Raw genomic sequence first — 15,072 nt, 5'->3', positions numbered from 1 at the left:
TTATATTGAATGCAAATACTCTCAATACCTTTCCTCTCAACAATTTATATCCTTATATTATTTTATATTTGATTTTTTTATCAATTTAAATTCTAATCAAATATACGTTTCCCCTTTGACATCTTGCTTATCTACTACCAAAAATCAAAACAAAAGCACCCAATCTGGATGCCTTTTGTTCTATAGAAAAAACTATATAATACCCTTATTTTTTATGGTAATTTAGATGCCATTCAAAATACTCAGCATTATCTTTATTCCACTTTAAGCACTCTTTTCCTTGGAGACTCTCAATATAATCCCTTACTGACTCTGGTAAATTATCTGTATTAACCAAGCCAATAATTTCTCCATTCAAGACAGTAATATACCCTTTCTCAAATAAATCATCACAACCAAATTTACACATAGGTATGGCTATATTTTCAATATCTAACCTTTCTTCTATGCTACAAAATGCTCTTTTCTTAATATGTGCAGCTACAAGTAAATCTATAGGGTACTCTTTCCCACAAATTCCACAGTTACACTTTTTCTTATCATTAAACAGATATCCACGTAATATCCCTTGCTCTTTTCTAGCCTTACCTTTTATTTCACTATCCAATGAAGCACTTTGTTCTAAATCACCTATAATGTCTTTGATATTTTTCTTTGTTTCTTCCTTTGTACTAATTGGGGCATAAGAAGAACTATACAAATCAAAAGCACTCATTATTATGTTACTTTTCTCTTGGTCTAATACTCTAAAGCCTTGTATTAGATTTCCCTCTTCATAATCTAATAATCTATTAAAGACACTTAAACTAATGGCTTGATGCTTTATTTCATCTAAGAAGTAAATATACTCCCAGCTTTCACCACTATCTGTTTCTCCCCACAGATGCTTTGCTAATTCTAAATTATGTACCTTATATGCGATGGTAGCAGATGCAAAAATTTGCTTATTCGCTGAAAAAAGTGTTATATCTCCTCTTTGAATCTTTTCCCATTGCTTTATCTTCTGTGGACTTGGAGTTATCCCCCAAACACGGATTAAGTTTCCCTTATAAATTTCGGATAAATTATTAGCATCCTCTTGTTTTAAGAAAGGCTTAATTTTCTCAAATTCAATGCCATTACGCATTGTGGATTGAAAATTAAATTTAGCTACTTTATTCCCTGTAGGTTGTAGTATTACGTTGTACATACACTTACACCTCTTCTGTTTTATTTAGTTTTCTATATTTCGTTATATTTTTTATTCGATCCAAATGACTTTTCAACTGGATATTTCCTTTGGTTTTTCTCTAATTTATTTTGAATTACTTCTTCTATATCCAAATTCATTTGGTCAGCCAATAGGATAGAATAAATTAATACATCAGCTAGTTCATCTTTGATATTTTCAAGATTTTGTCCTATTGCATCTTCACTACTTTTCCACTGAAAATTCTCTAATAACTCGCTTGCTTCTAAAGAAAGAGAAATTGCTAAATCCTTAGAGTTATGAAATTGCTTCCAGTCTCTATCATCTCGAAACTTAAGAATTTCCTTTATTGTATTTTGATTCATTTTTGAATCCTCCCGCTATTATCCATTGGTAAATCCTTCTACAATTATATAAAACCAATTGCTTCCATTGCAAAAATTTAGATATACTAATTTAAAAAAGCTAGACTAACAACAAATATAACTTACTCGGAGGAATACCTATGGCAAATAACAACCCTTGGTTAAATGAAATCATAGAAATATTAACGGAATTAGGTGGAGCTGGAACACTAAGTCAAATTAAAACCAAAGTTATGGAGCGTAATAAAATAGACCTAAGTAAATATCAGCATGAACAATCAATAGGTGCACAAATTAGAAAGACCATCTATTATTATTCTAGTGAATGCGATATTTATAAAGGTGAACAGGACTTATTCTATGCTGTAAATGGTAAAGGAAATGGATGCTGGGGATTAAGAGACTTCGATAATAATGATTGGGAATTAATCGATCTTGAGGAGGAATTTTCTGAAGGCAAACAAATACTTAGAACTCATCTTTCCTATGAGCGTAATAACCAAGTCATTCCATTGGCAAAAGAGCACTTTAAACAGCAACATGAAGGGAAACTCTTCTGTGAGATTTGCGGTTTTGACTTCCATAAAGTATATGGTGAATTAGGAAAAGATTATATCGAGGGACATCATACAATCCCTGTATCTCAACTAAAAGAAGGAGAAAAGACTAGAATTGAGGATATTATCATGGTTTGCTCTAATTGTCACAGAATGTTACATAGGCGAAAACCATGGTTAAACAAAAAAGCTTTACATTCCCTTTTAAAAACAATTTAAATTCATTAATCACTAATGATAAAAATACTTCTAGCCACTTAAATATATTTTCACGTAACTTTTTTATTCACCTCAATCTCCCTATATAATTACCAATTAAATAAAGTACCTAATACAAATGCATTAGGTACTTTATAGATTTAAATATTTATAACACTGTTCCTCAACATATGTAGCCACTATAATTAAAAATACATAACAAATCATTTTATTAATATAGAATTAATTGATTTTATCAGGATATATCCATGTACTTTTACTTACATCATAATTTATTATTTCTTTTTCCTTTTTAGTAATAGGATTGATTGTGTAGTATATTTCTTTTTGACCTATTACATCGTATTTAAATACCATTTTTTCATTCACAACAGTTCTGTATTTTATTTCCATCTCTAATGGTTCAATGTCTAAGTTCACATGTTTAATTTCAGAATTGGTATGTATCTCGTCTAATTGTACGCTGTACAGTGGTACGTATATTTCTTCAGTTTTATCCATGACACCAATATTAGCTGTCAACTCAATTGGACTATTATTTTCCATTGGATTTTTCAAAGATATCCTGACTGTACAATCGAATATAATTTCTGGGTTTCCTCTGTGGCATAATTTATAAAAAGGAACTTTTATACGTTTCAGTTTTTCCTCTGACATATTCTTAGTCCACTGCTCATAATCCTCAGTCACTATAATCCTAATATCATTATTTGCCTTAACACCTTTTAACTTCACTGGCATTCTATGCATTTCTTGATAGTAGATATACGACCTATTATTTATATAAAATTGTTCTTCATCAAGTTTTCTTTGCTCTTGCACCTGTTCCCATTGTGTTCCCATTTGTTTTTGTGCAATAAAATATGCACCAAATACACCAATAAGGGCCCCACAATAATTTGCAAAGAACGCTAACCAATCTCCATTGTAAACCCCTGGGGCACGCCAAGACATAATTCCATAATTGATTATAATAGGTACCAAAACAACTGCTATCATTGTTATAAGTTTTTGTTTGAAATTCATATAATCCCTCCTAACAAGAATTATCTCAAATCATTTTATATTTGGGTATAAAATTTAATTATTAACTAAAAAGTTTTCTCTAATTTACCTAAAACTCTTCTTTTGTGTACTTATTTATACTTTCAATAGTCCGATAGCTGTGTTTTATCGCTCAAATAAATCCTACATAGCCTATTTCTCTCCTTAATAACAAAAAAAGAACACCGTATATAGACTGTTTCATCTACATAACAGTGTTCCTTTATTACTTTCATATTATATAAAATTTTGATGTTTTAAGATTTTCATTTTATCCGACAATCTTATTATAACCAAAAAAATTATTAATTTTAACTGTCATTTTTCAACGATTTTCTTCTTTATTGTTTTTTAATTAGGTAATTCCTTTAATAGTTTACCATTTAATTGTTCCAAAATTTGCAAAGGTCCTATTTTATTATTTTTGTAATATTCTATCGCCTCGGATCTCCAGGTAGTATCCCCCATTCCACTGTATCTTTGCCTTAAAGTTCGAATTGTCCCTATAGCCTGATGTGCCCAATTTACAAATTCCTCTCTATTCCAATATAAAACATTTTGAGCAAAAACAGCTGCACCCTTTTCAATATAATTAGCTGTTGTAATCATAAGTGGATGAATTTGAGCATCTGCATTTAAATCATTTGTATTTCCTTTAAGCCAAACCGGGTGCCCAACCGCCTGTTTTACATCTTTTGTAGGAATTCTCTTTTCTTCTGATTCATAAATCTTGTCCTCAGCTACAATACATATATTATTATCTACAATCCACCAAGGGTCTGGAGCTGAACTTTCTTCAGAGTTACTTGATTTATACCCTAAAAACTCCCCTAACATTTCATGTCCTATTTCAAATTTTTTTCCATCCTTAGACGTTATATAGCCTAAAATTTCACTAACTTTTTGTTCAAATTTACGATCACTTGTAATCCCCAACTTCTCCAGATTAACCTCAAGATTTTCTATTAACACCGGAATAAAAGGATCTTGTTGCTCAACTTGTTGTTCCTTTCCCTTCAAACTAGCCAATCTATTTAACCAAGGAATCGCTCTTGTACAAGCAGCCGCTTGGTTATAATATTCATAAACCTTTGGCGAATAGGTATTAATACCATATTTAGATGCTACCCATGCTGTACTACCAGCAATATAATACCAGAAACTTCTATACCCTTTAACATCATCTCCCGATATACACCCTATTACTTTACCGATATTCTCCATAGCATAATCGAAATTTTGATTCCATAATGCATATAAAAATTGAACCTCAAACTCAGCTGCCTCTAATAATTTTTCTGCTGCCGGCAGATTGACTTGAACTCTTTCATCTCTTTCTTCTAAAATATCTTCATCTGCTTCATTCCAATCATCTTTGTGCTCTAGGAAGATCCCTAAATTCTCTAATAATTCATTTTCACTTTCTATATTTCTCGATTGATCGTACCCAAATATAATTTCTGCTTGAAGCTCTGGATGGAATAATTCAAGTTTTTTTAGTGGCACCAATTCATCAATTAATTCTTGCCCAAGTATACAAACTGCAGCATAATCAACAGGATGGCGTGTACATCTTCCTAGTGCTTGCACTAATCGTGTTCTAATTCGATCATTAAAAAGTACCGCTGCAGACATTCGCGACATTAAGAACTTCTCTTGAAGGTGAGTTGCTCTAGGTATGCCTTTCAAAATAAGCAATCTACAATCCTCATCAGCTAAATCTATACCTTCAAATCGATTAGCCAATATTGAAACAACACCAGTTTCTTTTGTAAATATATCCTTTGATTTCTCCATTTCCTTTGCATTTATTATCTGATATCCAGTTTGGTTCTTTATACTTTCTTCTAACTTTGTTCCATTTTTCTCATCTGGAACTAATACCAAACTTCTATCTACCTGAGAAATCATTTTCATCGTAAGATTAATTGCTTGTTCCTCATTCATAGTCGCTTCAGGGAAAATAAATAACCTTCTTCCTAATCCTTGCTTATCCCATCCGTCTGGAGCTGGTAATCTATGTATTTTAGGTACACCAATCATTCTTTCAAGATCACCATTTAACCCTAAGGTTGCAGACATGTATATTCTTTGTTTGGCATTATTAAATGCATCATGAGATAAAGTAGGCGGAATGAGTGGTCTAATTAATATTTCATTCCAACTCATATATAAGTGACAAGCATGTAAATTATTTCTTATCATTCCCCATGGATATCTTAAATTCGTTCCCTTTACACTTGCATCAATTAATGGTATAAGTTCGTTTAAATATTCATAAAAATGTGTAGTAGGTAATTTTTCTACTATGCCTTTTTCTTGAGAGAATGGATCTTGTGCCTTCATTGTCTCATAGTTACTATGTGTTAATACTGGGCGTAACAACTCAATAATCTGATGATAAAGACCCCCATTGTCAAACCTATTAATTGTTAAAGACCACAATGAGGCAATATAATTTTCCGCTGCATGTGCATCATCAAATATAATAATATCTGCGTCATTAAAAAATGTATTTGTATTAAATAGACCACTATACGTTGTAACAGCTATAGTTTCTCCTCTTCTATATTGCGATTTCATCTCAGGGATATAATCAGCTTGTTTACCAATAAAAGCACTAGTTTTAATACCATACTTTCTTTCAGAATCTTCTACAACCTGATTTACTAATTGTTTTGTCGGACATAAATAAACAACTTTTTCTTTTTTTACCCTTCTACGATATTCAGCAATCAGTAGACCAACTAATGTTTTACCACTTCCTGTTGGTAACTCTATGGCTATATCCTGTAATTTAAAAACACTCTCCGCCATATACTTTTCAATCATTTCTGTTTGGTGATCAAGTAGGCCCATTATTTTTCTGTTTTTCAAATCTCTAAATAAACTGATTGGGCTTGTAACCGTGCTATTAGTTTTGGTTCTTTTTTTAAAAGCCATTTTCTCCCTCCTTAATAACTAATCAAATACATTATAACGCTTTATATACAAAAAAATAAATATAAAAAGCCTCATCCACAATTGCAGAAGAGGCTCTCATTTACCTGTCTCTCTATTTTCTTTTCAGCACGTTCTATCATGGATTGTACTGTACTGCATGTAATGTTGAGGTATCTAGCAATCTCTCTGTATGTTAAACAATATCCTCGGGACATTAAATACACTTCTTTCTCCCGTTCTGTTAACAATGATAATGCATCTTCCAATCTAATTTTATCCCATTCACCAATTGCATGTTCTTGCTGATGACCGTCCCACTCATATAAGTTATCATCCATGCTACGAAAATACCTTTGCATCAGTAACGGATCACACGCTCTTTCTCTCTGATAAGCTGCTAACCTTTCAATCCCTCTACGATTTCCCGGTCTTCTCGCCTTTTTCATCCATTCTAAGGAATAAGAAATGTCGCTAATCATATCAGTTAGAATCTTTATATCTTCCTCTTTAGCATCCTTTTGTGCCTCTCTCAATTGTCTTAAAGTCGTGTTATATTGCTTAATCAAATCCTGCATAACCTATCCCCTCCTTATAAACAAAAAAGAACACCGTATATAGACTGTACTTCTCTACATAACAGTGTTCTTTTATTACTTTCATATTTAATTTCTACGCTTCTCTCACTACACAAGTGAATTCCACTTATACAGTCAGAGAAACGGAAAACCGTTCCTCATAGACACAAATCGGTAAGTGTAGCTGATGCTTCTAATTAGTTTGGTAAAGTTCAAGAGAGAAATAAAGTGTTGAGGTGCCCCACGCCTCTTTGAACCGAGGAAAGTATGATTAGCAATTGGACATTCGGAAGGAACATCCTCGGCTCAAAGAGAGGTGTAACCCTCTCCCCCGTTGGTCGGACCCTTACTTACGTTTATTCGTGAGTAAACTATAATTAATTGCCCTAACCCGAGAAATTTAGATAAATCAAGAAACAACATACAGTACCATTTCCGTGGCAGTTCTTATGACACTTTTATAATACAGGGAAATTTATAATATTTTTTATCTATTTTTTATCAAAATAAAAAACCATCTATATTTATAGATGGTCCAATTAATACTGTAATATCCTAAACACTTTTATTTAAGGATTGATTCTGCGTATAGTTCCTTCACATCTTTATATATTTTCTCATGATTTAAATAAAGTTCTTGCAGTTCATTTAAACTGTTTTCTTCCTTTTTAAACTTAAGAGTATTTCTAAAATAATCTGTTTTGAGTTGTTGATATTTAATTAAATTCCAGTCATCTAAATTAGCACTAATGCTCTCAAACATTCTGTCAATTTCAGAACGTACGTTTCGTATATTTTCTAAGAAATATTCTCGTCTTTTGAAAAGTTTAGTTTGTGCTACATACTCAAAATTGTCCCCTTTAGATAATTCCCTTTGTACCTCAATACCACCATCTGGATAAATACGTTCGTTCAAATCACTATAGTTCCCAGGATATGTACGTTCATTAGAATCACTATAATTCCCAGGATATGTACGCTCATTGGAATCACTATAATTCCCAGGATATGTACGCTCATTGGAATCACTATAATTCCCAGGATATGTACGCTTATTGGAATTAATGTAATTCCCAGGATATGTACGCTCATTGGAATTAATGTAATTCCCAGGATATGTACGCTCATTGGAATTAATGTAATTTTTAATATACTCAGCTCGTACAGCAGGATTGTTGAAACTTCTGCCATACTCATCAGAAGCAATATAATTCTCTAGATACATATCTTCATTATAAAGATTGGATTCTCTTACATCTTCCATCTCCTTTATCGCCTCTTTATTTACCTTCTCTTGTAAATATTCTTTAATATATTTCATAAAACTATCTGTTTTATACATATAAAAATCAACATTAGCTTCTTTTTTAAATTCATTTAACAATTCAATTCGTGGACCTATCGTTCTTCCCTTTTTAATTTCCCACCAATCTTCTTTAACGTCATCCGTAACAAAAACTATTGTTTTTTGTTCCTCTTTGGCTTTATCTATAATTTGTTTCCAAACAACTAAATCACCAAATTTATCTTTATAAATGATATCATCATATTCTTTAGTACGATCTTTTTTTGTCTTCTCATCTTCATACCCAGGTGGGAAGTTCTTTTGATAACGTTTTTCCCCCTCTTCATAAATTTGTTGTAGCTCTGTTTTCGAATAGGGCTCACTTACTTTCCCTTCATACATCTGATTCAATTCCGCTAAAATATTATCATTATTTAATAAATTCGGGTGCTCTTCTTCATGTTTTTTCAAATCTTTAATAAGTGAATTAAACGAACTTCTTATCTGTTTTGCTATACTATCCATCTGGATTTTTGGGTGTCTATTATTAAACCCCTTTTTTAAATTTATAATAAAATCATTAGCTTGCGAATCAATTTTTTTATAAATATTCTCATAAGCCATTTTCTGTTCTAAAATTACAGGTACTCGATTAAAGTGGAATTCTAATCCTACTTGGTATGGCATCCATAACTGATCTTTAATTTTCTCTAATAACCCTAATAATTCATTTCTAGTAGATTCTGAATACCTATATAAATTAAGCAAAACATTTGTATCAATTATAAAATAACAATCCTTGAACATTTCTTTACATTCTTCTTCATTACGTTTATAAAATTCTGGAAAAACCATTTTCATAATATACCCTCCTACAACTTAGCTAATCAAACATATCCAACTATATCATATTTTTCTATTTTCCCCCATATTGACTTTCTAACAGTTCAATTTCATTTATTTTACTAAATTTCTTTAGCATACACCCTCAACTGTTCAATAGCTATCTTTTGTGCATGATCTTCACTATCTATCAAAGAAAATCCTTGATTAATAGAACTCCAAAACTCATATCCACAATCCTCCATCCACCTATAAACTTCCGTTGTATACAAACCATCTTTTCGTTTTATAATTTGCACTTTGTATAGTTTACTTGGTGAAAAACATTCTCCTACAACCTGTTTCATAAGTATATTAGCTCCTTAAAAACATTGATTTATTATCAATATAACAAACAATAAATAAAAAAGGATAATCCATTGCTAACTCTCAACAGAAAGAGACCACAAAATTATGTGGTCTCTTTCTTGCTTGATATACAATTAGTGACTTATTAACAATTAACTCCCCAGATCCGAGTTTAATTGTTTCTCTGTTAAAAATATATAGAACTCATCAAAATACTTCTTATGATAGGATCCAAAAAACACATCAATTTTCTCTTCTTTAGATTTCACTTCTAATTCTGTAACTAATGCCTTTTCTTTAACATCAACACTCTCTATTTTATTATAAGGGATGGATTTAAAAGCCTTTTTAGTTAATCTAATACCGTAATATATGTATCGTTTGTCTGTCAAAATATAAACGTTCATGTCCTTATTTTGATACCTTGGTTGGGCGAATGAATAACAAATTGTTTCCTCAGGTAATAGTCGGGATTCAACCGATTCAACAGACAATTTTACCATTGAAAAATCTCCTGGTTGAGAATCGAAAGCACCCTTATATTTTTCATACACCTCAGGGTTTTCTTTCTTAAATACATCTAATTTATTCATATCATGATTGCTCATCATTAAGAATAATATGATACATGCTGCACCTAATCCCACAATAATAAAAAATGTCCACATTTGCTTCTCATTCCCCCTCGTAAAATTCTATTTCTTTATTAATATGCGGAACTAAATTAAGAAAGAATTTACATTATATAAATAATAAACAAAAACCGCTACATCAAGCGGTTCTCATCCTTCTACCTCAATTCCCAACTTATAGGCCAGCTCACATAAAGCCTTATTCCTCTTCCTATAATAATCCGGTTGAGACATATTCAATATTCTACACATCTTTACCCAACTAGGATTCTCTTTCCCTAGATAAGCTAATCCAATGAGCTGTTTATCCCACACATTTAACTTCTCTACACCTTTTCGTATTTCTTGAATATAGTTAATTCGTTCTAGAACTGTCTTACTCATGCCGATCACCTTACCATTTTGTACACGCTCTATATCTCTTTCATCTATACTTGATAAGAACAAATGATACTTTTTCAAAGCTTGAAGCACATTCTTCTTTGTCTGCTCTTTGTTAAGAACAGGTAGGGCAATATCCAACATACTCTCACTCCTTCACCATTTTCAAAAATGTATCCAGCGGCATAACTACCAACCAAGGTTTTCTATCCGCTTTTATTGCTAGTGCATCTGGCTGTTCACGTTCATCCTCCAACCAGTTATATAACGTCTTGAATCCTTCTTTCCTCGCTTTTACTTCCCATTCAAGCCCTAAACCCTTCACATCATTTGAGTACCCGTCCATTGCACCAGAGAGTGGCACACGAGCACCGCCTATCAAATTAGCAAATTCTCTTTCACGTCTCATACCCTTATCTCGTTGACTTTTCCCCATTTAAACCCCTCCTCTCCTTTTCATTGAAATAAAAAAGACACCAAACAAACGCTTAATACGTTTATTTAGTGCCCTCCAGTTGGCTGGTAGAACTCTTAATTAATTTTCAAGTTAAGATCAGAAACAGTAAATTCTTTCGCTAAGTCATTTTGATATTTTTCAAAGAACTCTTTTTCTATCCCTGTAAGGTTAGATAAAAATTCCACATCTACCTTAAGTGTATCTAAAAGTGTGCCCAATGATAAATAATTCCTATCAAATAATAACTGTAAAATACTTTTCACTTTTCCAGGCTTCATAATTTTTATTTCATCATCTAGAGGTTCTCTAACCTTATAACCCTGCTTATTTAATTTGATATTAAAGTATCTATACTTTTGATAGTCCAGTAAACCAAGTGAATGAGCTCTATAGGCAAGTGCTTGAATTGAAACAATCCATTTCTTTTTTAAATCAATATAAGAATCTGGTGCTGAATTCTTAGAAAGCAAATTAAAGTCTGCAGTAAACTCTTTTTCAGGTAACAAAAAAGCCCCAGCGAATAAATTCGCTTCTTGTTCATGCTCTCTATGTGCTTTATTGTCTAATGAAGAAAATTCAACTTTATAGTGTAATAATAAATGACCTAATTCGTGAGCTAAATCAAAATTTCTTCTAGCCGCAGATTTTTTCAAATTTCCTAACATAATAAAAGGTCGTCCATCCTCAGACCATAAACTGTAAGCATCTATTCTTTCACCAATTGCCTTTTCAAAAACAAACATTCCTTTTTTCTCAAGTAAAAATAATAAATTTATATTACTTTTATTACCTATCTCTAAAAACTCTCTAGCCATGCTAGCTACTCGCTCAATTTGCACTTTTCTATCCTCATTAGAACGAGTAAGATATTGAATCACTTTTTCCCTTAGAGCTACTATTTCATTTGGAGGATAGTGCAATTTTTTTTCAATAATACTTAGAAAGGAACTAAGAAACTCAATTGTTTTGGCTTCACTTTGATTTTTTTGAGCACTATTCATAATTTCAGCTCTATAAGCAATATGACATTGTTGAATATTCGATTTTCCATTTTTACTAAGAAAATCTTCAGAGTAAAAGTACTTGCTTTTCACCTTGAAAATCCTCTTCAATTCGTTAATAACTTCCAACTTAGGAGACATATACCCGTTCTCATACTGCCAAACGGCTTGTTCTGTAATTTCCAACATTTCGGAAAGTTGTTTCCTTGTATAACCATGGAGAATTCGAATGTTGGTCAAATTTGTACCAACAAACATTGTATCTACCTCCTACAATATATTTCTAACTTTGACTATCATCATTATCTGTTTTCTCACGGTCCAGCTCGTCATCATGGAATATATCAAAATCAATAGCTGCAGGTGAATCATAGTTATAATCCATTTCATCACTTTCTAGAGCTGTTAGATCTACATCATCAAAGTCCACTGAGCTATTGTTAATTAATTCCGTTAAATCCTCAACTAAATAGGCTTTCTCATCATTTGGATTCGGCATCCAAACAAATATTTTAGAGATCATAAATGCTTCATCAATTTCGTAAGTTACAATATAAAATTTATTGTATTCTTCCTGTAATTTACTTACTTCCGTATCCTCTAATGATTTCATAGTATTATCATCAAAGAGGGTTAAGAATTCAACCGAACCCTTTTCTTTAGGAAGGAGTGTAGGAGTTTCTGGAAATTTAATTTTCCAGTTCACTCTGGATAACTTCTTTAAATAATTTTCATCATTTCTCTTACGCTTTTTATTTCCGTCAATCCCCTTACCACCTGGAAAATTCTCATCATTGAAATACTTTGAATTTTTGATAATAAACATGCTTTTATCTTCAGAAGATGTAAATTGTAAATACCCCCACGTATACCCAGCTCTAGCCTTTCTGTACTCGATCCCCACATTTGCGCACTCTCTAGCTGTCTGATCATCAATATGATTCCCTTTTACCCATGCATATGCATCACTAATCACCATCGTTCTTTGTTTTTCATTGCGTTCATGGATATAGCTTTTATATCCATTTAATATCCCATCAACAATTACTTGATTTACTTCTGAACTAAAAGTATATTCTTGCATCTCCAATCCCTCTTTCTTTATTTTTATATAAGCTCTTCAATTATATACTATTTATAAAAAAATTAAAGAAAGAGTGATAAAATCCTCTTTTTTTTAAAGTTAAAATTCTTCTCCCTCTTCTTTCCTCATTCTTTTTACTTTTCCTTGATGTGTAATTATTTTATATTCACCATAGGGTGGTAGCTCCCTAAACTTTGCCTTCCCATCAGATATAACAACCACACAATTTTTAGGTATTTCCATAATATCTATTTCTAACTTCATGGTACTAGGATTGATTTCTATATCTTGCAGTTTCAAAAAATAACCTCCTATTATCTCTTACTCTTATTTGCGAGTTCTTCTTAATTTACTTCCTTTTATAATTAAATTAATACCCATTATCCTGTCTCTCGAAATTTTCCGCATTCTTCTCCTTATACGAATCAATAACGTCCTGATAATTAAATCCATACAAATAGCAAATACGAAAGAAAATGCCAAACGCTCTTCTCAAATGTCCCATCGTTGTAGTTAAATCTCTGTACTGGCACCATGCCCTTTTTGCAGTCAACACATCTTGCATGTACCATTCGAACAGCATATTTACATTGCTTGTATCTTTTCTCATAATGGATTGCATGCTGAACGACGGAATAAGTTCATGTCTCCATGTACATTTATCTAATTCAATTACAATGTTCATAAGAAAATGGAGACCATCAATTAACTCTTCTAATAGACCATTCTTTGGAACTCCAAATCCTGTGCTCCACATCTTAAACGCTCGAGTTTCATTCCATGCTTCACTGATCTCCACCAGTAATGCACGAAACAACATATCCATTTTGTCATTTCCTTTATATCCAATTCGTTTATCCAGTTCTTTTTGCATTTCAAATAGTTCCGTAATATCAAAGTTTTGTTTCTTCTCTTCAGATGTAATTGTGTGTAACTGAATCATTATAAGTTCACTCCAAGTTTGTATTTTAGTAAGAATATAGTCACACTGATTAAAAGCCAGCTGACTAAAATGATTGCCATTTCCTTTTTAAAACTCACTCTTCTCCCTCCAACATTTCCACTAACTCCTCAAACGAGCATTGAAATAAATCTCGAAGCCCGTCCTTGGATTTATAAATACCTCTATCAATCAGTTGATCTATGATGTGTTGATGCAAAATTACCCCACCATGTCCTCGACACAAAATTGTAATTCCATGCTTTTCACTGGAAAGTATTTTACTGGAGTATCTTTTTCATTAATTGCTACACAACCTAAAACACCCTCAAATTTGTTATCCTCAGTTTGAACAACTACTTTATATAGGACATCTTTTCGTTCACAAATGTCACCTAACTTAAACTCGTCCATTTTACGATCCTTCTTATAAAACATCATGAAGCGCTCAAATTCTTCTAACTCTTCATCTGTTGCCTTTCGGAATGTACGTCCCTGATATCTTTTGAAAGAACATCCATTTTCATAGAAACGATATTCCCCTACTTTTAACCCCATGATTAAGTAATACTTAGTTTGAGTCTCTTCTTTTAAAATTCCGTACCATTTCCCATTTGAACTTTCCATTACAAACATTTCACCGTACTCTAAATTCAATGGCTTCTCATAATCTACAAACTCGTTTTCAAAAAAGAAATTCATACCGATTGCAGATGGTACAATACGCTGACTACTAATTCCCAAAACCTCATGCTTACCTTTTTTTAATGTGTGTGCAAAAAAATCATTCTTTTCTTTAATCCAATTCGTTTTCATTCTTTCAATCGCTTCAAATCCTTTATATGTTTTCATTCTTTCCCCTTCGCTTTCTTTAGCATTTCTTCAATCCGTTTTCCCGTTGTATTTTTATAGTCCTCACATGTCCATTCAGCGTTGTTTGTCGGAGATGGTGTAAATACCATTCCCCAACTACTAACGCTTGAAATATGGACATCAGGACGAATTACAGTAATGGTCATAAAAGCTTATCCCTATTTTGTTTCTCTAAAAGAGTAGCTGATAATACCATTGAACTAGATTCTTCACATTTGCGGCATAACGCATGAAAATCCTTATCCATAAATCCTCCATTTGGATGCACTTCTAAGCGATTATGTGCATCACAATGTTCGCAATACCATTTCACAATTATTGTCTCTATCATTAAAA

The 15,072-nt window shown here is 32.2% G+C and carries 19 protein-coding genes; 1 reads left to right on the top strand and 18 read right to left on the bottom strand.

The window, feature by feature from the left end; translation table 11 throughout:
• Positions 1-205: 205 nt before the first annotated feature.
• Positions 206-1,189: an HNH endonuclease gene (locus U860_RS0110375; protein ID WP_025148453.1), complete on the bottom strand. Its 984-nt coding sequence runs from the start codon at positions 1,187-1,189 to the stop codon at positions 206-208.
• A 32-nt stretch (positions 1,190-1,221) separates the two neighbouring features.
• Positions 1,222-1,554, bottom strand: a complete 333-nt coding sequence (locus U860_RS0110370) for a nucleotide pyrophosphohydrolase (RefSeq protein ID WP_025148452.1) — start codon at positions 1,552-1,554, stop codon at positions 1,222-1,224.
• 140 nt (positions 1,555-1,694) lie between these two features.
• On the opposite strand from U860_RS0110370, the gene U860_RS0110365 reads away from it, so the two are divergent.
• Entirely contained in the window at positions 1,695-2,330 is a 636-nt protein-coding gene (locus U860_RS0110365; RefSeq protein ID WP_025148451.1) for an HNH endonuclease, read from the top strand.
• Positions 2,331-2,552: 222 nt separating this feature from the next.
• Here U860_RS0110365 and U860_RS0110360 read toward each other — a convergent pair whose 3' ends face one another.
• The 16 genes from U860_RS0110360 to U860_RS0110280 all read right to left on the bottom strand — a co-directional run bounded on the left by U860_RS0110360 (position 2,553) and on the right by U860_RS0110280 (position 15,067).
• Positions 2,553-3,356, bottom strand: coding sequence for a hypothetical protein (locus U860_RS0110360; protein ID WP_025148450.1), 804 nt, complete (start codon positions 3,354-3,356; stop codon positions 2,553-2,555).
• 369 nt (positions 3,357-3,725) lie between these two features.
• On the bottom strand, positions 3,726-6,317 hold the full coding sequence (locus U860_RS0110355) for a DEAD/DEAH box helicase (RefSeq protein WP_025148449.1): 2,592 nt from the start codon (positions 6,315-6,317) through the stop codon (positions 3,726-3,728).
• 71 nt (positions 6,318-6,388) lie between these two features.
• Positions 6,389-6,892: a sigma-70 family RNA polymerase sigma factor gene (locus U860_RS0110350; protein WP_025148448.1), complete on the bottom strand. Its 504-nt coding sequence runs from the start codon at positions 6,890-6,892 to the stop codon at positions 6,389-6,391.
• 565 nt (positions 6,893-7,457) lie between these two features.
• Entirely contained in the window at positions 7,458-9,038 is a 1,581-nt protein-coding gene (locus U860_RS32425) for a PIN-like domain-containing protein (protein WP_025148447.1), read from the bottom strand.
• 104 nt (positions 9,039-9,142) lie between these two features.
• Complete coding sequence (locus tag U860_RS0110340) at positions 9,143-9,367, bottom strand: hypothetical protein (protein ID WP_025148446.1); 225 nt, start codon at positions 9,365-9,367, stop codon at positions 9,143-9,145.
• 153 nt (positions 9,368-9,520) lie between these two features.
• Positions 9,521-10,036, bottom strand: coding sequence for a PH domain-containing protein (locus tag U860_RS0110335; protein WP_025148445.1), 516 nt, complete (start codon positions 10,034-10,036; stop codon positions 9,521-9,523).
• A gap of 114 nt (positions 10,037-10,150) precedes the next feature.
• Positions 10,151-10,525, bottom strand: coding sequence for an ArpU family transcriptional regulator (locus tag U860_RS0110330; RefSeq protein WP_025148444.1), 375 nt, complete (start codon positions 10,523-10,525; stop codon positions 10,151-10,153).
• Between the two features lie 4 nt (positions 10,526-10,529).
• Positions 10,530-10,817 (bottom strand): hypothetical protein, encoded by a 288-nt coding sequence (locus U860_RS0110325; RefSeq protein WP_000520470.1) that lies wholly within the window; start codon positions 10,815-10,817, stop codon positions 10,530-10,532.
• Between the two features lie 95 nt (positions 10,818-10,912).
• Positions 10,913-12,097 (bottom strand): XRE family transcriptional regulator, encoded by a 1,185-nt coding sequence (locus U860_RS0110320; protein ID WP_025148443.1) that lies wholly within the window; start codon positions 12,095-12,097, stop codon positions 10,913-10,915.
• A gap of 25 nt (positions 12,098-12,122) precedes the next feature.
• Positions 12,123-12,923, bottom strand: coding sequence for a hypothetical protein (locus U860_RS0110315; RefSeq protein WP_025148442.1), 801 nt, complete (start codon positions 12,921-12,923; stop codon positions 12,123-12,125).
• A 99-nt stretch (positions 12,924-13,022) separates the two neighbouring features.
• Positions 13,023-13,223 carry an XtrA/YqaO family protein gene (locus U860_RS0110310; RefSeq protein ID WP_000775715.1) on the bottom strand — a complete coding sequence of 67 codons (201 nt, stop codon included), beginning with the start codon at positions 13,221-13,223 and terminating at the stop codon, positions 13,023-13,025.
• A 70-nt stretch (positions 13,224-13,293) separates the two neighbouring features.
• Positions 13,294-13,866 carry a dUTP diphosphatase gene (locus U860_RS0110305; protein WP_025148441.1) on the bottom strand — a complete coding sequence of 191 codons (573 nt, stop codon included), beginning with the start codon at positions 13,864-13,866 and terminating at the stop codon, positions 13,294-13,296.
• A gap of 94 nt (positions 13,867-13,960) precedes the next feature.
• On the bottom strand, positions 13,961-14,083 hold the full coding sequence (gene fbpA / locus U860_RS35005) for a Fur-regulated basic protein FbpA (protein WP_115610303.1): 123 nt from the start codon (positions 14,081-14,083) through the stop codon (positions 13,961-13,963).
• 2 nt (positions 14,084-14,085) lie between these two features.
• Positions 14,086-14,715, bottom strand: a complete 630-nt coding sequence (locus U860_RS0110290; RefSeq protein WP_025148440.1) for a hypothetical protein — start codon at positions 14,713-14,715, stop codon at positions 14,086-14,088.
• Positions 14,712-14,882: a hypothetical protein gene (locus tag U860_RS35825; protein WP_081806672.1), complete on the bottom strand. Its 171-nt coding sequence runs from the start codon at positions 14,880-14,882 to the stop codon at positions 14,712-14,714. The genes U860_RS0110290 and U860_RS35825 overlap by 4 nt, the downstream gene beginning before the upstream one ends.
• Positions 14,879-15,067 (bottom strand): hypothetical protein, encoded by a 189-nt coding sequence (locus U860_RS0110280; RefSeq protein WP_025148439.1) that lies wholly within the window; start codon positions 15,065-15,067, stop codon positions 14,879-14,881. Before U860_RS0110280 ends, U860_RS35825 begins: the two co-directional genes overlap by 4 nt.
• Positions 15,068-15,072: the final 5 nt, after the last annotated feature.

Source organism: Bacillus sp. H1a, from assembly GCF_000633475.1.
GTDB classification, from domain to species: Bacteria; Bacillota; Bacilli; order Bacillales; family Bacillaceae_G; genus Bacillus_A; species Bacillus_A paramycoides.
Note: the sequence above shows the minus strand (reverse complement) of the source record. Positions and strands in the feature narration are given on the sequence as shown.